21 protein-coding genes are annotated in these 24134 nt (G+C 75.4%); 17 read left to right on the top strand and 4 right to left on the bottom strand.

Features of this window, described 5'->3' with window-relative positions; translation table 11 throughout:
- Positions 1 to 19: 19 nt before the first annotated feature.
- The 3 genes from FHX78_RS03155 to FHX78_RS03145 all read right to left on the bottom strand — a co-directional run bounded on the left by FHX78_RS03155 (position 20) and on the right by FHX78_RS03145 (position 3680).
- Positions 20 to 454, bottom strand: a complete 435-nt coding sequence (locus FHX78_RS03155) for a DUF2267 domain-containing protein (RefSeq protein ID WP_145865933.1) — start codon at positions 452 to 454, stop codon at positions 20 to 22.
- A gap of 58 nt (positions 455 to 512) precedes the next feature.
- On the bottom strand, positions 513 to 2288 hold the full coding sequence (gene polX, locus FHX78_RS03150; protein WP_145865932.1) for a DNA polymerase/3'-5' exonuclease PolX: 1776 nt from the start codon (positions 2286 to 2288) through the stop codon (positions 513 to 515).
- Between the two features lie 192 nt (positions 2289 to 2480).
- Positions 2481 to 3680 carry a hypothetical protein gene (locus tag FHX78_RS03145; protein ID WP_145865931.1) on the bottom strand — a complete coding sequence of 400 codons (1200 nt, stop codon included), beginning with the start codon at positions 3678 to 3680 and terminating at the stop codon, positions 2481 to 2483.
- Positions 3681 to 3774: 94 nt separating this feature from the next.
- Here FHX78_RS03145 and FHX78_RS03140 point away from each other — a divergent pair, with 94 nt between their 5' ends.
- The 15 genes from FHX78_RS03140 to FHX78_RS03065 all read left to right on the top strand — a co-directional run bounded on the left by FHX78_RS03140 (position 3775) and on the right by FHX78_RS03065 (position 22051).
- The gene (locus FHX78_RS03140) at positions 3775 to 4755 is read left to right on the top strand and encodes an ABC transporter substrate-binding protein (RefSeq protein WP_145865930.1); all 981 of its coding nucleotides are present in this window, start codon (positions 3775 to 3777) and stop codon (positions 4753 to 4755) included.
- Complete coding sequence (locus FHX78_RS03135) at positions 4752 to 5963, top strand: FecCD family ABC transporter permease (protein WP_373313024.1); 1212 nt, start codon at positions 4752 to 4754, stop codon at positions 5961 to 5963. The genes FHX78_RS03140 and FHX78_RS03135 overlap by 4 nt, the downstream gene beginning before the upstream one ends.
- Positions 5960 to 6967 carry a FecCD family ABC transporter permease gene (locus FHX78_RS03130; protein ID WP_145865929.1) on the top strand — a complete coding sequence of 336 codons (1008 nt, stop codon included), beginning with the start codon at positions 5960 to 5962 and terminating at the stop codon, positions 6965 to 6967. The genes FHX78_RS03135 and FHX78_RS03130 overlap by 4 nt, the downstream gene beginning before the upstream one ends.
- 20 nt (positions 6968 to 6987) lie before the next feature.
- Positions 6988 to 7809 carry an ABC transporter ATP-binding protein gene (locus FHX78_RS03125; RefSeq protein ID WP_145865928.1) on the top strand — a complete coding sequence of 274 codons (822 nt, stop codon included), beginning with the start codon at positions 6988 to 6990 and terminating at the stop codon, positions 7807 to 7809.
- 58 nt (positions 7810 to 7867) lie between these two features.
- Positions 7868 to 7981, top strand: coding sequence for a streptamidine family RiPP (gene amiA, locus FHX78_RS37310; RefSeq protein ID WP_241270818.1), 114 nt, complete (start codon positions 7868 to 7870; stop codon positions 7979 to 7981).
- Between the two features lie 91 nt (positions 7982 to 8072).
- On the top strand, positions 8073 to 8999 hold the full coding sequence (locus FHX78_RS03120) for a hypothetical protein (RefSeq protein WP_229923925.1): 927 nt from the start codon (positions 8073 to 8075) through the stop codon (positions 8997 to 8999).
- Positions 8996 to 10477, top strand: coding sequence for a CocE/NonD family hydrolase (locus tag FHX78_RS03110; RefSeq protein ID WP_145865927.1), 1482 nt, complete (start codon positions 8996 to 8998; stop codon positions 10475 to 10477). Before FHX78_RS03120 ends, FHX78_RS03110 begins: the two co-directional genes overlap by 4 nt.
- Positions 10474 to 11853 carry a YcaO-like family protein gene (locus FHX78_RS03105; RefSeq protein WP_145865926.1) on the top strand — a complete coding sequence of 460 codons (1380 nt, stop codon included), beginning with the start codon at positions 10474 to 10476 and terminating at the stop codon, positions 11851 to 11853. The genes FHX78_RS03110 and FHX78_RS03105 overlap by 4 nt, the downstream gene beginning before the upstream one ends.
- Positions 11854 to 13091: 1238 nt before the next feature.
- Positions 13092 to 13520, top strand: coding sequence for a nitroreductase family protein (locus FHX78_RS03095; protein ID WP_229923926.1), 429 nt, complete (start codon positions 13092 to 13094; stop codon positions 13518 to 13520).
- Positions 13517 to 15256: an ABC transporter ATP-binding protein/permease gene (locus FHX78_RS03090; RefSeq protein ID WP_145865925.1), complete on the top strand. Its 1740-nt coding sequence runs from the start codon at positions 13517 to 13519 to the stop codon at positions 15254 to 15256. Before FHX78_RS03095 ends, FHX78_RS03090 begins: the two co-directional genes overlap by 4 nt.
- On the top strand, positions 15253 to 17016 hold the full coding sequence (locus tag FHX78_RS03085; protein ID WP_145865924.1) for an ABC transporter ATP-binding protein: 1764 nt from the start codon (positions 15253 to 15255) through the stop codon (positions 17014 to 17016). The genes FHX78_RS03090 and FHX78_RS03085 overlap by 4 nt, the downstream gene beginning before the upstream one ends.
- Positions 17017 to 17142: 126 nt before the next feature.
- Positions 17143 to 18639 (top strand): Y4yA family PLP-dependent enzyme, encoded by a 1497-nt coding sequence (locus tag FHX78_RS03080; RefSeq protein ID WP_229923927.1) that lies wholly within the window; start codon positions 17143 to 17145, stop codon positions 18637 to 18639.
- A complete protein-coding gene (locus FHX78_RS03075; RefSeq protein WP_145865923.1) occupies positions 18636 to 19970 on the top strand; it encodes a pyridoxal-phosphate dependent enzyme in 1335 nt (444 codons plus the stop codon). The genes FHX78_RS03080 and FHX78_RS03075 overlap by 4 nt, the downstream gene beginning before the upstream one ends.
- Entirely contained in the window at positions 19967 to 21187 is a 1221-nt protein-coding gene (locus tag FHX78_RS03070) for an aminotransferase class V-fold PLP-dependent enzyme (protein ID WP_145865922.1), read from the top strand. Before FHX78_RS03075 ends, FHX78_RS03070 begins: the two co-directional genes overlap by 4 nt.
- A gap of 84 nt (positions 21188 to 21271) precedes the next feature.
- Complete coding sequence (locus FHX78_RS03065) at positions 21272 to 22051, top strand: class I SAM-dependent methyltransferase (protein ID WP_145865921.1); 780 nt, start codon at positions 21272 to 21274, stop codon at positions 22049 to 22051.
- A 21-nt stretch (positions 22052 to 22072) separates the two neighbouring features.
- On the opposite strand, the gene FHX78_RS03060 is transcribed toward FHX78_RS03065, so the two are convergent.
- Positions 22073 to 22633, bottom strand: a complete 561-nt coding sequence (locus FHX78_RS03060; protein ID WP_145865920.1) for a GNAT family N-acetyltransferase — start codon at positions 22631 to 22633, stop codon at positions 22073 to 22075.
- Between the two features lie 148 nt (positions 22634 to 22781).
- Here FHX78_RS03060 and FHX78_RS03055 point away from each other — a divergent pair, with 148 nt between their 5' ends.
- Together FHX78_RS03055 and FHX78_RS03050 are read left to right on the top strand one after the other, a co-directional pair.
- Positions 22782 to 23084, top strand: a complete 303-nt coding sequence (locus tag FHX78_RS03055) for a hypothetical protein (RefSeq protein WP_145865919.1) — start codon at positions 22782 to 22784, stop codon at positions 23082 to 23084.
- A gap of 202 nt (positions 23085 to 23286) precedes the next feature.
- Positions 23287 to 24039, top strand: coding sequence for a class I SAM-dependent methyltransferase (locus FHX78_RS03050; protein WP_145865918.1), 753 nt, complete (start codon positions 23287 to 23289; stop codon positions 24037 to 24039).
- The last annotated feature ends 95 nt before the right edge of the window (positions 24040 to 24134 follow it).

Here is a 24134-nt window from a genome sequence, read left to right as displayed (position 1 = left end):
GCCGCCCGCGGCCCGGCGGTCAGGCGTCCGCCGGCTGGAGGAGCAGGTCGCGGATGTCGCGCGGGAGCTGCTCCAGGGCCGACTCCAGGGCACCGGGCGAGAAGTGCTCGCGGACCACGGAGGTGACGGCGGCGGCGATCCGGGGCACGTCCTCGGCCTCCACCCTGGCCTCCTGCACGAACCGGTTCACATAGCCGTCACGGTCGTACTTGATCGGTACGGCGCTGGGGCTCCAGCCGTCGTAGTAGACGCCCCGCAGCAGTTCGGGGAGCTGCGCGGCGACGTGGGCGGCCACGTCGACGGTGAGCCGGTCGCGGAAGGTGTGCAGCCAGGCGCGCAGGACCCGGTGGGCGAGGTGCCGGTCCTCCGATCCCAGGGCCTGCGCCACCGCCTTGAGCCAGATGTTGGTGGTGTGGATGGCGTGCTCGAAGTCGGGCGGGTGGGTGGCGGGCATGGCCGTTCCTTTCCTCGTGTCCTCGTGACCTCTTCGTCCTCGTGTTCTGCGTGTGCTCCTACCGGTGGGCGCCGGTGCCCCGCCGTGTGCGCTCCTTGCGTCCCTTGCGCAGGAAGCGGCGCAGCCGGGCCTCCGGCCAGGTGTTGATCACGTCGTCCTTGGTGAGCCAGCCGCGCTGCGCCGTCCCCACGCCGTGGCGGATGTGGGCCAGGTCCACCACGGAGTGCGCGTCGCTGTCGACGGCGAACCTCACCCCGTGCCGCCTGGCCCGCAGGATGTCCTCGTCACGCAGGTCCAGCCGGTTCGGGTGGGAGTTGATCTCCAGCGCGGTACCGGTCCGGGCGCACGCCGCGAAGACCGCGTCGAGGTCGGCGTCGATGGCCGGCCGCCTGCCGATGATGCGGGCGGTGGGGTGGCCGATGACGTTGACGTACGGGTTCTCGCAGGCCCGTACGAGCCGGCGGGTCAGCGCTTCACGGCCCTGGTCGAAGTGCGAGTGCACGGAGGCCACGCACAGGTCGAAGCCGGCCAGGAACTCCGGCGGCCAGTCCACCTCCCCGTCGGGATCGATGTTCAGCTCCGTGCCGTGCAGCAGCCGCAGCGCACCGCGTCCGCCGCGCCTGCCGTACGCGCCGTCCAGCTTCCGCACCTGCTCCCGCTGGGCGAGCATCCGCTCGTCGGTCATCCGCTGCATGGACAGGTTCGGGGCGTGGTCGGTGACCGCGTAGTAGGCGTAACCGCGCTCGGCCGCCGCGGCCACCATGCTCTCCAGCGGGGCCAGGCCGTCGGTCAGGTCGGTGTGCGTGTGCAGGTCGCCGCGCAGGTCGGACTCCTGGACCGGCGCGGGCAGGTCGCCGGCCAGCCCCGCCTCGATCTCCCCGCGGTCCTCGCGCAGCGTCGGCGGGATCCAGGGCAGGCCCAGCCGGGCGTACACCTCCTCCTCGGTCTCCGAGACGATCCTCTCCCCGCTCTCGGCGTCGAACAGCCCGTACTCGGAGAGCTTGAGCCCCTGGCGTACGGCCAGCTCACGGGTGCGGATGTTGTGCGCCTTCGAGCCGGTGAAGTACTGCAGCGCGGCACCCCAGGAGTCCGGTGGGACGACCCGCAGGTCGACGGCGAGGCCGCGGTCGGTGCGGACCGAGGTCTTGGTCGTCCCGTGCGCGACGACCTCGGTGACGTACGGCAGCTCGGTGAACGCGCGCATCAGCGGTGCCGACTTCCGGGCCGCGGCGAGGACGTCGATGTCCCCGATCGTCTCCCGCCCGCGGCGCAGCGACCCGGCGTACGCGCAGTGCAGGCAGCCGGTCACCCCGGACAGCCGGCCCACCAGGTCCTCGGCGAGCTCCGTGGCCACGTCCAGCAGCACCCGGTCACCGGCCGACCGCAGGAGTTCGACGCCGTGCAGGATCTTCTCCTCCGTGCGGGGTCCGAAGCCCTTCAGGTCGCGCAGCCGCTCGGCGTGGACGGCCTCCACCAGCTCGTCGACGGAGGAGATGCCCAGCTCCTCGTACAGCAGGTGGGCCTTCTTCGGGCCGAGGGTGGGGATGGCGGTGAGCCGGCGGACCCCGGCGGGGATCTTGGCGCGCAGTTCCTCCACCGCCGCGACGCTGCCGCTGCGGAAGTACTCGGTGACCTTCTCGGCGATCGACGTGCCGACGCCGGGGATCTCCCGCAGCCCCTTGGCGTCGAGCGTGGCCACGTCGGCGTGGTGGCCTCCGATGGCACGGGCGGCCTTCTCGTAGACGCGCGCCCGGTACGCCTCGCCCCCGGTGATCGAGATCAGGTCCGCGTACTCGGCGAGCAGTGCGGCGACCTCGTCGTTGGACCGAACCATGCGTTCCGGGTGAACAGACCCGCGCGGTTCATTCCTCCCGGGCGGGCTCGGCTGCGGCCCCCTCCCACCGGGGGCCACAGCCGGCCGGGCGGTCCGCTCACCGGCCCACGACGGGGGCTTCGCGGTCGCGGCCCGCTCACCGGCCCATGGCGGACGTCGGCCCTCACCGGCCCACGGCGGACGTCGGCCCGGTCACCGGCCCACCGGATCCCCGTCGGCGCCGTCCTCGCGGGTGCGGAGCGCCAGGTGGCCGCCGTGGTGGAGGGGCGTGCCCGGCCGCAGCCGGGCCGCCTCCTCGCCGGTTCCGGCGTGGACGAGGTGCACCTCGCCATGGCCGCCACGGGTGACGGCGACCCAGTCGGAGTCCGGTGAGGCGGCCACCGCGCGGCGCTGCACCCCCTCCCACGGGGTGCCGCCGCGCCGCGGGGCGCCGTCCATGGCGGGCAGGGGGACGCGGCGGACGGTGTCGTCGGTGCCGAGCAGGACCAGTTCGTCGCCGTCGGGGTGGACGCGGGTGAAGGCGGTGTGGTCCCGGGCGAGGGCCAGCCGGAACACCAGCCCGGGGCCGAGGCCGGTGCGCCGGGTGCGGCCCGTCACCAGGTCGTGGAGCCACGCCTCGTTGGTCCACTCCGGCCATCGCAGCGGGTCGGGGGCGCCACCGCGCAGCGTGCTCCACAGCGCCCGCCGGCGGGTGTCGAGGCGCAGGTACCAGCCCCGGGCGGACGACCCCCAGGGGATCACCGTCCCGGCGACGAGTCCGTCGCCGTCGCGCCGGGCCCGGTGCACCCCCTCGCCCGTGGCCGCGAACACCTCCCGCGAGGCGGGAGCCTGCGCGTCCCCGTGCCCGTCGTCCGGCAGCGGCAGCACGGCGTGAGGAGTGACCGGGGGACAGCCGGGTGCTGCCGCGAGGAGATCGGCGAAGCGGTGGACGGCGAGCGCGCCGGGCTCCCGGTGCCGCAGCACGACCAGCGGATCGTCACCGCCGAGCACCGTCACCCCCGGTTCGCCGACGCGGGTGCGCACCCGGGCCGCCTCTCCCGTGGCCAGGTCGACGACCGTCAACAGGTCCGACCACGGCTCGGTGTTGCGGCCCAGGCCGGTGGTGACGGCCAGCAGGCGGCCGGACGGGTCGCAGGCGAGGTGTTCGGCCGGTACGGCGACCGGGACCGCGCGTTCCACGAGCGCGTCATCGAAGGGATCGAGCACCAGCAGCTCACCCCGGCGGTCGTCGACACAGGCCACCCGCCCGCCGGGCAGCGCCAGGAACCCGGCGTGCTCGGAGAGGTGACGGCCGGTGAGACGGGCGGTGACCGTGCCGTCTGGGACGGTCAGCACATGGACGGATCCCTCTACGTGGTCGGAGGCGAGCAGCACGCAAGCGGCATCGGGCATGGGTCCAGTCCTCCAGAAAACCAGTTTGTGAAAACGATTATCATGTATCTTCGGTGCGTTCCGGGTTCCTGAGAAGAGAAAAGCGAGGGCATCAATGCTGCGTTCACCGTCGCGGTTCGTCCGCGGTTGCATCACCGCGGCGGCCGTGGGTTCGCTCCTGGCCGGCTGCGGTACGTCGTCCGACGACGGATCCACGAGCGACAAGGCCCGGCCCACCGCGAAGACCGAGGTCACCGTCGAGCCCATCGAGGCCACCACGGAGCTGACCGACACGGGCGGCACCAAGGTCTCCCTGAAGAAGCAGCCGGAGCGCATCGTCTGCCTGTTCGCGCTCTGCGACGACATCCTGACCGAGCTGGGCATCGTCCCGACGGCCACGAACAGCGCCCTGCTCGCCCACCCCGACTTCCTGGGGGAGCGGAAGGCGAAGGAGGTGGACGTCATCCCCGGCGGGTTCATCGCGCCGGAGGTGGAGGCGATCCTCTCCCACAAGCCCGACCTCGTGATCGGTCTGGGGGACACCCACGGCAAGCTCGCCCCGGCGCTGAAGGACGCCACCACGTTCTGGGCCATGCAGCCCGAGACGTGGGAGGACAGCGTGGGCTACCTGCGCGACGTCGCCGCGCTCACCGGCCGCACCGACGAGGGGGAGAAGGCCGAGAAGACCTTCCGGACCACGCTCGCCGCGGCCGAGAAGACCCCGAGCGACAAGACCGCGCTCATCATCTACGGCAGTGACGAGAACTTCGGCGTCGCCACCCCCGAGGGCGACGCGACCGCCAGCCTGTTCCCGAAGTTCACCGACTACCCCTGGAAGTCCCGTGGCGTGGAGGGCAGTTACAGCCTGGAGGAGATCCTCGCCGCCGACGTCGACGTCCTGTTCGTCGAGACGATGAGCTTCGGCGACGCGGACGGCAAGCTCTCGGAGAAGCTGGCGAAGAACCCCCTCTGGAGCAAGATCCCGGCCGTGCGCAACGGCGACGTCCACGAGGTGGACTCGGAGGTGTGGGCCAAGGGCCGCGGCACCCGGTCGCTGGGCATCGTCCTCGACGAGGCCACGGCCGCGCTGCGATGAGCGCGCCCCCACCGGGCCCGGCCGCGGTGCGCGCACGGCGGCCCGCGCTGCGCGCCCCGGGAGCGCAGCCGCTCCTGGCGGTCGTCCTGCTGGCGGTCTCCGCGGTCTGCGCCCTGAGCCTCGGCACCCCCGACGTACCGCCGCACCGGCTCGTCGGCGCGGTGCTGGAGGGGGACACCACGCTCGCCGGCATCGTCGTCACCGAACTGCGCGTCCCCCGGCTGGTGCTGGCGCTCGTCGCCGGCGCCTGCCTGGGCGCCGCCGGACTCGTGCTGCAGGAGGCCCTGCGCAATCCGCTGGCGGTCCCGGAGATGCTGGGCGTCTCCTCAGGGGCGGCGCTCGGGGTGGCCGCGCCGCTGGTCCTCGCGCTGTCCCTGCCGGCCGCCGTGCAGCCCCTGCTGGCCATCGGCGGGGCCGTCCTCGGCGGCGGGCTCACCCTGCTCGCCGCCGGGCTCGGCCGCAGCCCGTCCGCCGTGCTGCTGACCGGAGCGGCGGTCGCCGCCGCGCTGCAGGCCGCGCTGCTCGTGCTGATGGTGATGGCCGACCAGCTCGACCTCCAGCTGATCTACCGCTATCTGCTCGGCTCCCTCTCCGCCCGGACCTGGGACGACGTGACCGGCCTGTGGCCGTGGCTGCTCGTCGCGGCCCCCGCCCTGGTGGTGTGCGCCCCGGTGCTGTCGGTGATGCGGCTCGGCGACGAGGACGCCGAGGCGCTGGGGGTACGCGCCCAGCGGGCACGGCTGGCCGCGCTGGCCATCGCCGTGGTGCTGATCGCCCCGGTGACGGCCGTGTGCGGGCCCGTCGCCTGGGTGGGCTTCCTCGCCCCGCACCTGGCCCGCTGGTTCAACCCCGGTGCCGGGGCGGTGCGTTGGCTGTGCTGGTCCGCCGTGTGGGGCGCCGTCGTCGTCACCGCCGCCGATGTGCCGGCCCGGCTGGCGCTGGCGCCCGTGGAGACACCGGTGGGCGCCTGGACGGCCCTGCTGGGGGTGCCCGCCGGGGTCGCCCTGATGCGGTCCGGCGGCCGCACCCGGGCCCGGCGCGCCACGGCGGGGTCCACCGCCGTACCCGCGCCGGTGCCGGGCGTACGGGCCGTCCCCTCCGGCGCGGGGGCGCCGCGGGACGCACACGCGGAGAAGTCCGGGGGTGGCGGCCCCGCGGGGGCCCGTCCCGCCCCCGCTGGGCCGACGGGAACGGAGGACGCGCGGTGAGCCGGCGTTTCGGGGCGCTCACGGCACTGGCCGTCGTGTGCGCGGTGGTCGAACTGGTGGCGGGGCGCGGCATGTCCCCGGGCACGGTCTGGGAGGTCCTGGGCGGCGGCGGTGACGCGACGGAGCGTCACATCCTGCTCAACCTGCGGGTCCCCAGGCTGCTGGTGGCGCTCGGGGCGGGAGCGTGCCTCGCCGTCGCCGGCCTGGTCCTGCAGTCCGCGCTGCGCAACCCCCTCGCGGGTCCCGAGGTGACCGGCGTGACCCCGGGCGCGGTGCTCGGCGCCGTCACCGCGACGGCACTCGGACTCGCCGGGTGGGACTCGCCGCTGGCCGTGGTGCTCGCCGCATGCGCCGGCGGATGCGCGGGAGCGGCCCTGCTGTGGCTGCTCGCCGGGCGCGGCCGGGGCGACCCGGCGCAGACCGCCGTCCAGGGTGTCCTGGTCTCGGCGGTGCTGGGCGGGCTCACCGCCATGGTGCTGCTCGTGGAACCGGGCGAACTGGGCAGCGTCGTCCAGTGGCTGGTCGGCACCACGGAGGGCCGGGTGTGGGAGCACTGGCACCTGCTGTGGCCGTGGGCACTGGTCTGGGGAGCCGCGGCCTGGCTGCTGGCCGGGCCGCTGACCCTGCTGCGCTGCGGCGACGACATCGCGCTCACCGCGGGCCTCGCCGCCCGGCGGGCCCGCACCCTCGCCCTGCTGTGCGCGGTGGCGCTCACCGCCGGTGCGGTGGCCGCCGTCGGGGCGCTGGGCTTCGTGGGACTGCTCGTCCCGCACCTGGCCGTGGCCCTGTTCGGCGCGGACCTGCGCAAGAGCCTGCCCGGCGCGGCCCTGGTGGGCGCGGTCGTGGTCTGCGGGGCGGACGCGGCGGCGCAGCTGTCCTCGCGGCTGCTCGCCGCGGGGCTGGACTCCGGACGGCTCACGCTGCCGGTCGGCGCGCTCACCGCCGGCCTCGGTGCCGCCCTGCTGCTGGTCGTCGTGCGCCGCACGCCGAGCCGTTCGTTCTGAAGTCGACTTAAGGACAGAGCATGACCGAGTCCGTGGGGATCCACGTCGAGGGGGTCCACTTCGGCTACCCCGCACGACCCGTGCTGCGCGGGGTCGACCTGACCGTGCGGCCGGGGGAACTGACCGCGCTCATCGGCCTCAACGGCTGCGGCAAGTCGACCCTGCTGCGGCTGGCCGCCGGACTGCTGCGGCCGGACGCGGGGCGGGTGCTGCTCGGCGGGGACGACGTCGCGCGGCTCTCCCGGCGCGCCACGGCCCGCAGGGTGGCGCTGCTGCACCAATCCGCGCCCGCCGTACCGGGCATGACGGTACGTCACCTGGTGCGCCAGGGGCGGTACGCGGCGCGCGGCCCGCTGGGCATGCTGCGCGAGGGCGACGACCCCGTCGTGCACCGGGCGCTGCGCGACGTCGGGGTGGAGGCGTGGGCCGACCGGGACGTCGACGCGCTGTCCGGCGGTGAGCGGCAGCGGGTGCGGCTGGCGATGGCGCTGGCCCAGGACACCGGCGTCCTGCTGCTGGACGAGCCGACCACCTACCTGGACCTGCACCACCAGCTCGACGTGCTGCGGACGGTGGTCCGGCTGCGGGAGGAACGCGGGCTCACCGTGGTGATGGTGCTGCACGACCTGGCCCACGCGGCCCGGTTCGCCGAACGCGTCGTGGCCCTGCGCGACGGCCGCGTGGTGGCCGACGGTACGCCGAGGGACGTCGTCACGCCGGGGCTGCTGGCGGACGTGCTCAGGGTGGCGGGCCGGGTCGGCCGGGACCCCGAGGGCGGCTGGCCGGTGTGTTACCCAGATCACCCCCTCCCCGATCTAGAATATGAAAATCAGATTCATTAAGGTTCCTGTCATGGCGTTCGCCCGAACGCCGTATCTCCCTTCCGACAAAGGAGAGTTCATGGACAACGAGCAGGTCTTCGCGCCGATCGCCGACCCGGGCCAGCTGGCCCACGACTCGGCTTCCCACTCCAACGCGCTCGTCGAGAACCCCTTCGAGGACACCGAGGAGTAAGCGAGGGCTCACCCCCTCGACCGTGGGCCCGCCCGTTGCCTTCCGGGCGGGCCCACACCCCTCGTACGCCCCACTCGTCAGGAGGATCGCCGTGTCCCGCAGCAGGCTCGCACCCGGTGTCGAGGTCGTCGCCGTGCCCGGGCGGGGTCTCGCCCTGCGGACCGCCGAGGGCGAGTTCCTCGGCGTCCGAACGGGGGACGCCGACCAGGACACCCTGCTCGCCGTGCTCTCCGGCACCGCACCGGCCCCGGACGACAGCGAACTCCGGCGCGTCCTGCGGGCGTTCGAGGAGGCCGGCTACCTGACGGCGGAGCCGCGGCACCCCGAGTGGCCCGCCGCCCGCCGGTCCGTACGGCTCTTCGGCGACCCAATCCTGACCCGGCCGCTCGCCGCACAGCTGACCGCCCTGGGCGCCGCGCCGCACACCCCCGCCGCCCCGCCGGAACACCTCGACGACCTGCTGCGCGACGACCCCGCCGCCGTGGTGTGGTGCCTCGACGGGCCCGTCCCCGACGGACTGTGGGACGCCGCCGACCGGCTGCCCGGACACGGCGTCGCCTGGCTGCGCTGCCACCGCGAGGGCCGGCAGGCGTACCTGGAGCCGCCGGCCGCCGCTCCCGGGGACGTCACCTCCGCCCACGTCCGCGCCCGGCGCCTCGCCGCCACCCCCGCCCACCGCGAACTGGCCGCCTACTGGCGCGGACCCCGCACCTCCGGCACACCGGCCGGGCTCACCGGGCCCGCCGCCGCACTGCTCGCCGCGCTGCTCGCCGACGACCTCCACCGGTGGGCCACCGACGCCCCCGGCACCGGCGGCCTCCCCGCCCGGCGCCGGCTGCGCCGCGTCGACCTGCGCACGCTGACCGTCACCGAGCATCCCGTCCTGCCGGTGCCCGATGTCGCCCCGATGCCCCACGCCCTCCCGGTGCCCCACGCCCTCCCGGTGCCCCACGCCCTCCCGGTGCCCGGCGCCGCCCCGGTGCCCGGCGCCGCCCCGATGCCGAAGAAGAACGGATGACACCGCCCACCGCGACGGTCGGCGGGCTCGCCACGGACACCCATCTTCCGGACGGCGACGGGCCCTTCCCCACCGTCCTGATCCGCACCCCGTACGACCGCACACGCCACCGGGCCGAGGCGCGCGGCTGGGCCCGCCGCGGCTTCGCCGCCGTCGTCCAGGACGTGCGGGGCCGCTTCGCGTCACCGGGGGAGTGGCACCCGTACCGGAACGAGGCCGCCGACGGAGCGGCCACGGCCCGCTGGATCCGGCGGCAGCCCTGGAGCGACGGACGGCTGGTCGCCGCCGGAGCCTCCTACGCCGCCCACTGCGCCGTCGTGCTGGCCCTCGAAGCGCCCGGCGACGGCCGGCCCGACGCCGTCATCGCCGCCGTTCCGGCACTGGGCGCCGCCGAGACGGCCCGCGAACCCTCCGGCGTGGAACGGCTGCTGACCCGCGCCGGCTGGTGGGCCGCCCACGGCGACCGGCCGGACTCGGACGAGAGCGCCCTGGACAAGGCCCTCGCCGCCGACCCCGGGCTGCTCACCCACCTGCCGCTCACCGCCCTCCCGCGACGGCTGGGCCGGGACCTGCCCTCCTGGGCGGGCCTGTGGCGGCACCACGACCGCGGCCGCCTCACGACGCGGGCGGCGCACGCCGCCGTACCGCTGCTCGCGGTGGGTGGCCACCACGACCACTTCACCGAGGACACCGTCGCCCTGTGGCGCGCCTGGGGCGGGCCCTCCGCCCGACTGCTGCTGGGCCCCTGGGGCCACGGTCTGGCCGGCGCGCCAGGGCCCGACGCCGGACCCGCCCACCGGGTGGGACTCGGCGACCTGTACGTGCGCTGGGCCCGTCGCGCTCTCGGCGGCGAACTCGCCCCCGGGCGCCACGGCGCGCTGGCGCTGGGTGGAGGCAACCTGTGGGTGCCCGCCGCCACCGAGGGCCGACCGCGCACCCCGCGGGTCCGGTTGCTGCACGGCGCCGCCTTCACCGCCGACCCCGACCGTCCGGTCCGCTCCGACGACCTCACCGTCCCCACCGGGGGTCCGCCCGACCGGTGCCTGCTGGCCACCCCGCCGCTGCCCCGCCCGCTCGACGCGCTCGGCCCCGTACGGGTACGGCTGCGGGCCACCGCCGGCACCCCGTCCGCCGACTGGGCCGTACGGCTCGTCGCCCTCGCCCCGGAAGGGACGGCGGAGCGGCTCGCCGTCGGCATCGCCCGGCGTGAGCAACCGGCGGGCCGGGCGGCCGAGTTCACCGTGGAGCTCGGCCGGCTCGCGCGCCGGCTGCGGCCGGGCACCCGGCTCCGCCTGGAGATCGCCGGACACCACTTCCCGGCCCACGCCCGCAACCCCCACACCGGGGCCGACCCGGTCACGGCGGACCGCCTGCTCCCCTCGCCGCGCGAGGTCGACCCCGAGAGCGTGGCGCTGACGCTGCACGTGCTCCCCACCCGTCCCACCCCCACCGAGCCCGCCGAGGAGATCCTGCGATGACGGCGCTGCCGCTGGAAGCCCTGGTCGATCCCGTCTGCGGCATCGTCCGCAAGGTCAAGCCCGTCGAGCACCCCGCCGGTGCCCCGCCCCGCTACACCGCGCTCACCGCCGAGATATCCGACGCCCGCAGACTCGGCCTGTGGCCCGCCGACCGGGTCTCCCTCGGCACCACCTTCGGCGACCCCGAAGGGGCGCGCATCGCCGCCATAGCCGAGGGAATCGAACGCTACTGCGGCAACCGCGTCCCGCCCCCCGGCCACCCCGACGCCCCGCTGCGCGCCACCGCCGCCCAACTGTCCGAGCAGGGGCTGCGGTTGTACGGCCCCGGCGACCTGCCCGCCTACGCGCCCTGGCAGTACGCCCGGGAGAAGTTCCCGTACCGGCCCCTCACCCCCGACACCCCCGCCCTGTGGACGCGCGGCGAGGAGCGGCTGCCGGACGGCGGCACCGCCGCGGTGTGGGCGCCCGTCGCCCTCACCCACCTCAACTGGCGCCAGGGCGAACTGCGTTCACTGCCCCGCACCCACCACCTCAACTACGCGGGCATCGCCACCGGGCAGGGACTGGACGACGCCGTCGAACGCGGCCTGCTGGAGACCGTCGAACGCGACGCGCTGGAACTGTGGTGGCACCTGGACGGCCCGGCCCGCGGCATCGACCCGGACAGCGTGCCCGGCCTCGCCGACGACCTCGCCGGCTCCGCGCTCGACGTCCATCTGGTGGAGATGCCCTCGGAGTTCGCGCCCTGCATGGCGGCCCTCGTGCACGACCGGCGGCTCGGCCTGTACGCCGCCGGCTTCGCCTGCAAGTACGACCCCGCCGAGGCCGCCCGCAAGGCCGTGCTGGAGGCCGTCCACACCTGGGTCTTCACCCAGGGCCTGACCGGCTCCGACGGCTGGGTGTTCCAGGCCGTGGAGGCCGGCCTGCTCGCCCGCGGCCTCTACCTCGACCACCGCCCCGACCACCGCTACCTCGACGTGTGCGGCCCGCAGTTCGAGCACGTCCGTGACCTCGGCGCGCACGTCCAGGTCTGGCTGGACGAGCGGATGGCCGCCGAGGCGCGGCGCTTCACCGAGCCCGCGCTCGGCACGGTGCCCCTCGACGCGGTCGAGCCCGGCAGCCGGGACCGGCTCGACCGCGCGCTCCGCGAGGGCGGACACCGCGTCATGACGTTCGACCTCACCACCGAGGACGTGGCCGAGACGGCGCTGCGCGTCGCCCGCGTCCTCGTCTCCGGGCTCCTCCCCAACGCCCCGGCCGCCTTCGGCTACTTCGGCTGCCCGCGGCTCGCCGAGACCGCCCTGCGACGGGGCTGGCGCACGAGCGCGCCGAGCGCACCGGAGGACTTCACCCTCGCACCCCCGCCCCACATGTGAGGCCCGCTCCCGTGGAACACATCCGCGACGACCGTCCGGTGGACCTCGTCGCCGCACTCGCCCGCGCCCGCTCCGCCGAGCGGCCGGGCCCCGACACACCCGCCGGGCCCGCCGTCCGGGCCTGGCCGGGGCCGCCGCTCCCGGTCCCGCAGGCCGGCCCGGGGCAGCTCGACCTGGGCGCGCTGCTGCGCCTCTCCCTGGCGGCCTCGGACGATTCCGGCCGCCTGCGGCCCGCCTCGTCCGCGGGCGCGCTCCACCCGGTCGACACCGAACTCGTCGTGGGCGCCGGCTGCCCGCTGCCGCCCGGCCGCTACGGCTACGACCCGCTGCGCCACCGCGTCCACCGCCTCGGCCGGCAACCCGACGGCACGCCGCCGGGCGTGACCGCCGAACTTTCCGTCACCGCGCGCCGCACGGTCTCCCACTACGGCCACCGGGCCTGGCCGCTGCTGCTCCTGGACACCGGACACGCCGCCGGGGCCCTGTACCTCGCGGCCCACGCCCTGGGCGCGACCGCCGCCGAGCCCCGGCTGGACGGCCGCACCGACGGCCCGCTCGCCGCGGTGCACATTCCTCCGCCGAGCGGGCATCTCGCGTCCGCTGCACCGCCCTTGACCGTCGGTCCTGCCGCGCCTGACGGACCGCGCTCGCCGGTCGGCGCTTCTCCGCCCGGCGGGTTGCCTTCGCCGGTCGGTTCGTCCGCGTCCGCCGGGCGGCCTTCGCTCCCCGGTCCTCCCGGGTCCGCCGGGCGGCCTTCGCCGGTCGGTTCGTCCGCGTCTGCTGGACGGCCTTCGCTCCCCGGTCCTCCCGGGTCCGCCGGGCGGCCTTCGCCGGTCGGTTCGTCCGCGTCCGCCGGGCGGCCTTCGCTCCCCGGTCCTCCCGGGTCCGCCGGGCGGCCTTCGCCGGTCGGTTCGTCCGCGTCCGCCGGGCGGCCCTCGCTCCCCGGTCCTCCCGGGTCCGCCGGGCGGCCTTCGCCGGTCGGTTCGTCCGCGTCTGCTGGACGGCCTTCGCTCCCCGGTCCTCCCGGGTCCGCCGGACGGCCCTCGCCCGTCAACCCTCCCGGGTCCGCCGGGCCGCCCCCGCCCCCCGGCCCCTCCGTGTCCGTACGACCGCCCTCGCTCGCGGGCCCTCTCCCGTTCTTCCCACCCCCCACGCCCCCCGAGCTGCTGGCCCGTCGCAGTGACCCCCCGCCGCTGACCGGGACCCCCTCGCCGCGGGCGTTGTCGGCGGTGCTCGCCGTGGCCGCGTGGGCGGGGGCCGGGGAGGTGGGCTGGTGTGCCGCCGTCGGGGGAGCGCGGCCGGGGCTGGTCGAGCCGGCCGGTGACGGGACGTCACCGCGGCGGCGGGCGTCCGGCGAGGCCCGCCCGACGCTCGCGGCGTGGGCCGCCGGCCAGGCGTGGATCGCGGACGCGGGCGCCGTCCTGCTCGCCCACGGCTGCCCGGCGGACGCCGGCGCGCCGCTCATCCGCCGTACCCACCTGCGGGCCGGCTTCGCCGTCCACCTGGCCCACCTCACCGCCCGCCGCCACGGACTCGCCGCCCGGCCCGTCGGCTCCTGGCAGCAGGCGGACCTCGGCGCCGCGCTCGGCGCCCCACCGGGCCGGGACTGGATCGTCCACGGACTGGCCCTCGGCACCCGCCACGCCGACGAGGAGAACACCACGTGATCGTCCACCCCGAACTGCGCCGCGCCGCCCGGCACGCCCGGCGCCCCCTGCTCACGGCCACCCTCCTGCAAGGGGCCGGCACCCTCACCCACCTCGTGCAGGCCGTGCTGCTGGCCGTCGCCCTCGCCCGTCTGGCCCGCGGCGACACCGGCGGGCTGCCGTGGCTGCTCGCCGCCGTGCTCGCCGTCGTCGCCGCCCGCGCCGCGCTCACCACCTGGCAGCGGCGCACCGCCACCCGCGCCGGAGCCCGGGTCAGGGTCGCCCTGCGGGACGAACTCGTCGCCCGCCTCGGCCGGCTGGGCCCCGCCCACCTGACCACCGCCCGCGCCGGAGCCGTACGCACCACCCTCGTCGACGGTGTGGAGGGCGTCGACGCCTACGTCTCCCGCTACCTGCCCCAGCTCCTGATCACCCTGACCGTGCCGCCCCTGGTGCTGGCCGCACTGGCCGCGGTGGAACCGGCCGCCCTGCTCGGCCTGGTCCCGGCCCTGCTGCTGGCCCTCGCCGGGCCGCGCGCCTGGGACCGGCTCCTGGCCGAACGCGGCAAGGAACACTGGGACACCTACGAGGGACTGGGCGCCGACTACCTGGAGGCGCTCCAGGGCATGCCCGCCCTGCGCGCCGCCGGCGCCGTCGGCCGCACCCGGGAGCGCCTGGAGCGGCGCTCGGCGGCGCTGCACCGGGCGACCGTCGCCAAACTGCGGGTGTCCCTGGTCGACACCGGCATCACCGACCTGGCCATCCAGGGCGGCACCGCGGCCGCCGCGCTCCTCGCGTGCTGGTCGGCCGTCACCGGATCGACCACCGCGACCGGCACCTACCTGGTGCTGCTGCTGGCCTCCGAGTGCTTCCGCCCGGTCCGCGACCTGGCCCGCGAGTGGCACGCCGGATACCTGGGGGTGTCGGCCGCGGACGGGATCGCCGCGCTGCGCACCGCCGAGCCCGCCGTCCCGGACACCGCCACCGCTCCGGCACACTGGGCGGGACCGCCCGAAGTACGGTTCCAGGACGTGGCGTTCACCTACGACGGGGCGGGGACGCCCGCACTGCACGGCGTCACCTTCACCGCCGAGGCGGGACGCACCACCGCGATCGTCGGCCCGTCCGGCGCGGGCAAGTCCACGCTGCTCGCCCTGCTGCTGCGCCACCACGACCCGCGGGAGGGCGGCATCACCCTCGACGGCCGCCCCACGACCGCGTACGCCCTCGACTCGCTGCGGCAGGGCATCGCCGTCGTGTCGCAGGAGACGTACCTCTTCCACGCCACCGTCGCCGACAACCTGCGCCTGGCCCGCCCGGACGCGACGGACGACGAACTGGTCCGCGCGGCGCGCACCGCCGGCATCCACGACGAGATCGCCGCCCTGCCCGACGGCTACGCCACCGTGGTCGGCGAGCGCGGCGCCACCCTCTCCGGCGGGCAGCGCCAGCGGCTCGCCCTCGCGCGGGCCCTGCTCGCGGACACGCCCGTGCTCGTCCTCGACGAGGCGACCAGCGCGGTCGACGAACGCCGCGAGGCCGGGATCGTCCGCGAACTGCTCAAGGCCGCCGGCGGCCGGACCGTCCTGGTCGTCGCCCACCGGCTCGCCGCCGTCCGGCACGCCGACCGCATCGTCGTCCTCGACGCCGGACGGGTCGACGCCGTCGGCGACCACGCCGCACTGGTCGAGGCCGGAGGCGTCTACGCGCGGCTCGTCGAGGCCGGCCACACCCACCCGGGAGGACTCGCCGCATGACCGGCACCGCCGACACCACCGGCCCCGAGGCCGGCCTGCCCGCGCGGGGCTCCCTGCGCGCCCTGCTGCCCGCACTCGCCGGGCACCGCGCCATGACGGCCCGCACCTGCGCCGCCGCACTCCTCGAACAGGGGTCCCTCGTCGCGCTGGTGACGCTCGCCGCGCACACCGTGGGCACCGCCGTCATCGAGGACCGCGCCCCCTCCGCCGCCACCGTCACCGCGCTCGTCGCCCTCGTCGTGGTGCGCGCCCTGATGACCTGGCGCGAGATGGACCTCTCGCACGACCTGGCCTACCGCGTCCTGGCCGCGCTGCGGGTCCGGGTCTTCGACGGCCTCGCCCGCAGCGCGCCCGCCCGGGTCGCCGGCCGGCGCAGCGGCGACCTCGCCGCCACCGCCATGGCCGACGTGGAGGCGCTGGAGTTCTTCTACGCCCACACCACCGCCCAACTGCTCGCGGCGGGAACGGTGTTCACCGCCGGGTCGGTGGTCCTGGCCACGGTGGAACCGTGGCTGCTGGCGGCCGTACTGCCGGTCGCGGCGCTGCTCGCCGCGGCCCCCTTCGCCGACGCCCGCCCCCGCGCGGTGCGCGGCAGCCGCACCCGGACGGCCACCGCGGGACTGTCGGCGGACACCGTGGAGACCGTCGACGGGCTGCGCGAGCTGCTCGCCTTCGGCGCCCTGGCCGAACGGCGCCGGCGGCTGGCCGAGCGGGGTCGGCAGGTGGGCGCGGCACAACGGGCCGAGGCCACCTGGGAGGCGGTCGCCTCCGCGGTCCGCGACCTGCTGATCGTGGCCGCCGTGCTCGGCGTGGTGGCCGCGGCGGCGCAGTCCCTGACCGCCGGACGCCTGCACGGCGCGTGGGCTCCGGCGGCGATGGCGCTGGCCCTGTCGGTCCTGGGCCCGGTCGCCGAGTCGGCCAGGTCGCTGAGCCAGGCCGTGTCCCTGCGCGCGGCCGCCGCCAGGGTCGACGCGGCCGTCAAGGCCCCCGCCCTCGCCCCACCGCCCGCCGCACCCCGCGCCCTGCCCCCCGGCCCGCTGGGTGTCCGGTTGCGCGGGGTGCGCTTCGACTACGGCAGCGGGCCCGTACTGGACGGGGTCGAGCTGACCGTCCCCGCGGGGCGGACCCTCGCCCTGGTCGGCGCGTCGGGGGCCGGCAAGTCGACCTGCGCCCACCTGCTCGCCCGCTTCTGGGACCCGACCGGGGGAGCGGTCGAGCTGATCCCCGCCGACGGCGACCCCGTCGACCTGCGGGAGGTGGACGACGCCGAACTCCGGGGCGCCCTCGCGCTGGTCGGCCAGGACACCCCCCTCTTCCACGGCACCCTCGCCGAGAACCTGCGGCTCGCCGCCCCCGACGCGGACGACGCCCTGCTCGCCGAGACGGCCCGGCTGTGCGGCGTCGACCTGATCGCCCCGATGGACACACCGGTCGGCGAGCGCGGTGCCACCCTCTCCGGCGGTCAACGCGCCCGCATCGCCCTCGCCCGCGCCCTCCTGGCCCGGCCGCGGGTGCTCGTGCTCGACGAGTCCACGGCCCACCTGGACAACGCGGGCGACGCCCGGCTCGCCGCCGCCCTGGACGCGCCGGGGCGCACCACCCTCGTCATCGCGCACCGCCGCGCCACCATCCGCCGGGCCGACCGGATCGCCGTCCTCGAGGACGGCCGCATCACCGAGGAGGGCACCTGGGACGACCTCACCGGCCGCCCCGGCAGCGCGCTCAACCGCGTGCTCGCCACCGCCCCTTCCGGGCCGTGACCCCTCCCGTGCGCCGAACTGCCCACCGCAACCGCCCTGGTGAGGCTTAGCGACGGGTGTAGATGGAAACGACTACCCCCGAACGATCGTCGCAGCGGCGGTCGGACGACACGGGAGGGGTAGCACGTGGACGTGCCCTTGTATCTGAGGCCACGGGTGGAGCCACCGCTCGCCTCGCTGCTGAGGGCCCAAACGTTTCTGCACTCGTTGGTCGACGCACTGGGGTCGCCACTGAACGTACTGATCCCGGAGGTCGTCGCCGAGAACGCAGCACGCTTCCGCGCCGTCCAGCGCCGCCACCACCTGGCGGGGCGGGTGTACTACGCGCACAAGGCGAACCGGTCCAGCTCCCTGGTGCGGCGGCTGGCGGCCGAGGACGTCGCCGCCGTCGGCATCGACGTCGCCTCCCTGGAGGAGCTGCGGCACGCCCTGGGCTGCGGCTTCACCGGGGACCGGATCATGGCGACCGGCCCCAAGGACGCCGAGTTCCTGTGGCTGGCTGCGCGCGTGGGCGCGACGGTGAACCTCGACTCGCCCGGCGAGCTGGAACAGCTGGCCGGCCTGGTGCGCGGGCACGGCCTCGCCCGGGTCGACGTACTGGTGCGCCTGTCCGGATTCGAGTCGGCCGCCGTCCAGGGAGGCACGGGCACCCGCCTGCTCGCGCGGCGCAGCCGCTTCGGCACCCCCGTGCGCGAGGCGGAGGCACTGCTGTCCGCGCTCGAACGGCACCGGGACGTGGTGGAGTTGACGGGCGTCGCCTACCACCTGGACACCACCGGCGTGGAGGAGAAGGCGCGCGCCCTGGAACAGTGCGTGCTGTTCATGGACGAGTGCCGGGCGCGGGGACTCGCGCCCCGCGCCCTCGACATCGGCGGCGGATTCGGCGTCGGGTACCTCGCCGACGCCGAGGAGTGGGAACGCTGGACCACCGCGCTGAGCGAGGCGGTGCTCGGCGTCCGTCCGCCCCTCACCTGGCGCGGCCACGGCTACGGGCTGCGCAACGAGGGCGGGACGGTCCGCGGGAACGCCGCCCTGTACCCCGCGCACCGCCCCACCGCCGGCCCCGGCTACCTGGACGAACTGCTCTCGATGCCCGCCCCGGTCCTGGGCCGCCCGTCGGCCACCCTCCTCCTGGAACACCTACACGACCTGTACATCGAGCCCGGCCGTTCCCTGGTCGACCAGTGCGGACTGTCGCTGGCGCGGGTCCTCGACGTACGGCCGGCGGGCGAGGAACCGGACCGGTACCTGGTGCGCCTCGGCATGAACGCGGGGGACATGAGCCTGGAGGAGCACGGTGTCCTCATGGACCCGGTGCTGCTGCCGCGCGGCGGGCCGGCCGACGGCGAGGAGGAGCCGGTCGGGGTCTTCCTCGCCGGCAACCTGTGCCTGGAGGCCGACCTGATCACCCGGCGCCTCGTCCACCTCCCCAGGCTGCCCCGCGCGGGCGATCTGCTCGCCTTCACCAACACCGCCGGCTACGCGATGGACTTCCACGCCCACCGCGCGCAACGGCAGCCGCTCGCGCGGACCGTCGCGGTGGAGCCGGAGGGCGACTCCTGGCGCTGGTGCCTGGACGAGGACTACTGGCCGCTCACTTCCCCGGGGGGAACGACCGCATGAGGTACGACAGCATCACCGAGGCCATCGGCAACACACCGCTGGTGCGCATCGACCCGGCCGTGCACGGCCTGCGCAACATCGACCTGTACGCGAAGCTGGAGATGCTCAACCCGTTCGGGTCGGTCAAGGACCGGCCCGCCTGGCACATGGCCCGGCCCCATCTGGAGGGCGCCGACGGCGAAGGGACGGTCGTCGAGCTCTCCAGCGGCAACACCGCCAAGGCGCTGGCGCTGCTGGCCGGCATGCACGGACTGAAGTTCAAGAGCGTCACCAACCGGATGCGGGTCCCGGAGATCAAGGAGCTGCTGCTGCTCCTCGGCGCCGAGATCGAGGAACTGCCCGGGCGCAGCGAGTGCCTGGACCCGACCGACACGGACGATCCGCTGACCCACTTCCACCAGGCGCTCTCCGACCCGGACAGCACCTACCTGCACACCGACCAGTACTTCAACCCGCGCAACACCGAGGCGCACGCGGCGGGCACCGGGCCCGAGATAGTGAAGGACCTGGACGGCCGGGTGCCGGACTGGTTCATCGCCTGTGTGGGCACGGCCGGTTCGTCCACCGGAGTCGCGCGCGTCCTGCGCGAACACGACCCGGCCGTCCGGGTCCTCGGCCTGGTCGCCCACAAGTCCGACTTCATCCCCGGCATCCGCACCATCGACGAGGTCCACCAGGTCGGCCTGTTCGACCCGGGGACGTACGACACCATCGAGTCGGTGACCTCCGGGGAGGCCATCGACGGGATGGTCACCCTGATCCGCCGCTGCGGACTGCTGTCCGGACCGACCGGAGGCGCCGCCTACCAGGGCGCGGTACGCCATCTGCGGGACGCGGACGCCGAACTGGACGGCACGGGGGAGCGCCGCACGGCCGTGTTCATCGTGTGCGACCGGGCCGAGAGCTACCTCAGCTACGTGCGCAGGCGCCGCCCCGAGCTGCTGGGCCAGGCGAAGCGGGGGCACACGGCGGCGTCCCTCACCGACGCCGAGGCGCAGGCGGAGGCCCGGGTCATCACCGTCGCCGACGCCCGCCGCTGGACCGCGGAGGGCGATCCCCGCCCGCTCGTCGTCGATCTGCGCAGCCCGCACGCCTACGGGGCCCTGCACATCGAGGGCTCGGTCAACATCGTCGACGAGGTGTTCGACGAACTGGTCCGCGGCGGCCTCCCGTTCAGCAAGCGCACCCCGGTCCTGCTGGCCTGTCCCGTCGGCGAGAAGTCCCTGCGCTACGCCGCGCTGCTGACCCGCAGGGGACATCCCGACGTGCGCAGCCTGGCCGGCGGCATCGTCGCCTGGCGGGACGCGGGCGCGCCGCTGGTGCGCGAATGAGCGCGGCCGGCCGGCTCCCCGGGGCGGAGCACGATGAAGACGCGCTGTGGCAGCGGGAGTTGCGGGAGCAGTTCCCGATCGTCACGGCGCACCCGGAGTCGGCGTACCTGGACAGCGCGGCGACCTCGCAGAAGCCGCGCGCCGTGCTGGACGCCGTACAGACCTACCTCACCACGTCGAACGCGAACGCGGGCCGGGGCACCTACCCCTGGGCCAACCGCACCACGGAACTGGTGGACACGACCCGGCAGCGGGTCAAGGACTTCCTGCACGACCCCGGACCGGACCGCTCCGGCGTCCACTTCACCAGCGGCACCACCGAGGGCCTGCGCAGCGTCGCCCGCGACTGGCTCGTCCCCCACCTCACCGACGGCGACGAGATCCTGGTGCCGCACGCCGACCACCGGGCCAACCTCGACCCCTGGCTCGAGGCGCGGCTGCTGCTGGCCGAGCGCGGCGTCGACATCCGCGTGCGGGCACTGCCGTACCAGGAGGGCTCCGGCGACTACGACCACCGCGCCCTGGACGGGGTGGTCGGCCCGCGCACCCGCTTCGTGGCCGCCACGCACGTCCACCACGTGTACGGCGGCGACATGAACGTGCACCGGATCCGCGAGGCGGTCGGCCCGGACGTGCCGATCTGCCTGGACGCCGCCCAGAGCGTCGGCCATCTGCCCGTCGACGTCAGCGAGCTGGACGTCGACTTCGTGGTGTTCTCCGGGCACAAGGCGATGGCGCTGCCCGGGACCGGGGCGGTGTGGGCGCGCAACGCGCGCGGTCCGGTGTTCCGTCCGGGCGGCTGGCAGGGGACACCCAACACGGCGGGCATCGTGTCGCTGCGGGCCGCACTGGACTGGCTGGACGCGGCCGGACCGCACCGGATCGCGCGCTGGACCACCGGCCTCGCCGGCCGGCTGACCGACCGGCTGCGCCACCTCGACGCCTACGAGATCCTCGGCTGCCAGGTCAGTCTGGCCGCCGGCTCCGCGCTGCCGGCGGCCCAGCGTCGGCACGGCATCGTCACGTTCCGGCACCGCGACATCCCCTCCGACGACCTGGGGTTCATCCTCTACAGCCACGGTTTCATGGTGCGCGCCGACACCATGTGCCAGGCCGGAGTGGGGGAGAAGGACGGTTCGGTGCGGGTCAGTCTCCATGTGTACAACACCGTGGAGGAGGTCGACCGGTTGCTGAGCGTACTCGAGTCACTGAACTGAGAGGCAACTGATAACCGTTTCCACCTGTAGATTCGGAGGTGACCGGGAAACACGAGCACGGCAGACGGTGGAGGTGCGCGAGCGATGGGCGTGAGCATGGAGACGGCCAAAGCGTGGGTGGAGCGCTGGGAGCTTCAGCAGCAGCGGTACGCGGTGGACCGCGAGGAGCGGTTCACGGTGATCACGGACGTCGTCGAGCACGCCACCGCCGGCCGTGCCCGGCCGCTCCTGCTCGACCTCGGCTGCGGCCCCGGCTCCCTGTCCGCCCGGCTCGCCGACCGGCTGCCGGACGCGGAGATCGTCGCCGTCGACATGGACCCGCTGCTGCTGGAGCTGGGCCGCACCCACCACTCCGACAGCGCACGCTACGTCGACGCGGTGATCGGCGAGGAGGGCTGGACGGACGCCCTCGGGCTGCGACGCCCGCTGGACGCCGCCGTCTCCACGACGGCCCTGCACTACCTCCCGGAGCCGGTGCTCCTGGACACCTACCGGCGGCTCGCGGCCCTGCTGCGTCCCGGCGGTGTCCTCGTCAACGGCGACCACTTCCCGCCCGACGAGGCCCCGTGCGCGGACCTCACCGCGCACGTCGGCCGCCGCCGCGCCGAGCGGACGGGCGGCCACGTCCACGAGGACTGGGGGTCGTGGTGGGCCGCGGCCGCCCGGGACCCGGAGCTGGCCGACCTGTTCGTGGAGCGCGAGCAGCGCCTGGCCGCCCTCGGGGGCGGCGGGGGCGACGAGGAGCTGACGGCGGGCCGCCATGCCGCGCTGCTGCGGCAGGCGGGCTTCCGGCACGTCACCTCCGTCTGGCAGTTCGGCGACAGCGCCGTGCTGGTGGCGGTCAAGGGGGACGGCGGCGCGTGAACGCGCGGACGGCCGGCGCCGTCACAGCTCCAGGCTCATGAGGATCTCGTCCCGGTCGTCCCCGGGTGCCACCCGCAGCGCGCCCGGCCACCGGCCCACCTCGGTCCAGCCGGCCTTGCGGTAGAAGGCGTCCAGGCCCAGACCGTCCCGCGCGGTCAGTTGCAGCCGCTCCAGGCCCATCTCCTCGCGCGCGATCCGCGCGGCGTGCCGCATCAGCGCGACGCCGACGCCCCGGCCCCGGAAGCCGACCCGGGTCTGCACATGGTTCACCACCCCGCAGTGCGCCACGAGCGGGTGCTGCTCACGGCGCAGCAGCATCCAGCCGGCGAGGGTGCCGTCCACGGTCGCCATCAGCAGCCTGAGCCGCTGCGGGGAGAGCTGTCCGGCGATCCGGTCCATCGCCGGTCCGAGCGTCGACGGACTCACCGGGGGCAGCGGGCAGTCCATCGGGACGACCGCCCCGCCGGCGTTGATGACGCCCGCCCAGCAGTCGGTCAGCTCCCGTCCGAGGGCGGCGGTGACGTCCTCGGGCCGGCTGATCTGCGTGATGACGGGCGCGTGCACTCTCTCATGCGTGGTCACTCCGGCAGCTTGCCACCCGCCCGCGGCCCCGCTCCGCGCGGGCCCCGCTCCGCGTGCGGGGGGACGGGCGCCGTTCTACGGTGAACCGGTAACGCGGCAGTGGCCGTCGACGGGCGGCCGCCCGTCCGAACGGCACCGGGAGTACGTCATGACGTCCGCCACCGAGCACCGCACCCACGAGGGCCACGACCACCAGCACCACGAGGGCTGCGGGCACGTCGCCGTCCCGCACGGGGACCACGTCGACTACGTGCACGACGGCCACATCCACCGCTCCCACGACGGTCACGTGGACGAGTGCACCACCGAACGTCACGCGCCGCACGAGGGCCACGGCCACCGCCACCAGGAGGGCTGCGGGCACGTCGCCGTCCCGCACGGGGACCACGTCGACTACGTCCACGACGGCCACCGGCACGCCGCCCACGAGGACCACTGGGACGACCACTGACCCCACCGGCGCCCCAGCCGCCCGCGCCCGCCGTGTGCGACCCGGCGGGCGCGGTGCTGTCCGCCCCCACGCACCGTCAACGGCGCCCGTTCACCCGCTGCTTGTCGTAATGAAATTCATTTGCGATTACTGTACGGGGCGTCGGCGGTCCGCTCGTGCGCCCGCCCGACGAACTGTGAGGCATCGAGCGTCTGGAGCGGTGATGAGCGACCCCTACGAACGGTCCGCGGAGTACCTCGACATCCTGATCGCCGAGGCGTGGGACGCGCTGGGCCCGGCCCTGGCGGACGTCCTGGCCCGGGTGCGGGCCACCACCGGCACCGTGGTGGACCTCGGGGCGGGATCGGGCCGGGGCGTGCGCGTGATCCGCGACGCGCTGCCGGGGGCGCCGGTACTGGCCGTCGAGCCCTCGGCCGCGATGCGCGCCGTCCTGCTCGCCCGGGTGCATGAGGACGCGGAACTGCGCAGGCGGGTCACGGTGGTTCCCGACGACTGCGCCGGCGCCGAATGGCCCGACGGGGTGCGCGCGGTGGTGGCCCTGAACATGGTCGGCCACCTGCCGCCCGGGCAGCGGCGCGCGCTGTGGGGCCGCGCCGCCCACCAACTCGCCCCGGGCGGCGCCCTGGTGTTCAACATCACTCCGCCGTTCGCGCCCGTCGAGGTGGAGCGGGTGCGGATGGCCGGGGCCGTCATCGGCGAGATGGAGTACGAGGGCTGGGCGAGCGCGCGCCCCACGGGCGCGGACGAGATCACCTGGCGCATGGAGTACGGCGTGCTGCGCCGGGGCCGGTCGCTGGGCCGGGCGTCGGTCGAGTACCGCTGGTGGGTCGCCACGGAGGAGGCGCTGGCCGCCGAGGCCGCCGAGGCGGGGCTGGCCCTGCGCCGGGCGGGTGATCCGGCGCTGGGGCTGTGTGTTCTGGAGCGCGCGGACACAACGTCATCACACATTGGTTGATCTGATAATCATTTTCATCTAGGTTCACTGGTGTCCTGCTCCCCCGGCGAACGGCCGGGGGAGTGCCTTCCTGCCTGCGCTGCAACGGAGACCGG

Origin of the sequence: Streptomyces capillispiralis (genome assembly GCF_007829875.1) — a bacterium.
Classification (GTDB): Bacteria; Actinomycetota; Actinomycetes; order Streptomycetales; family Streptomycetaceae; genus Streptomyces; species Streptomyces capillispiralis.
The sequence above is the reverse complement of the archived record's forward strand: the minus strand, read 5'-3'. Positions and strand labels throughout refer to the sequence as shown.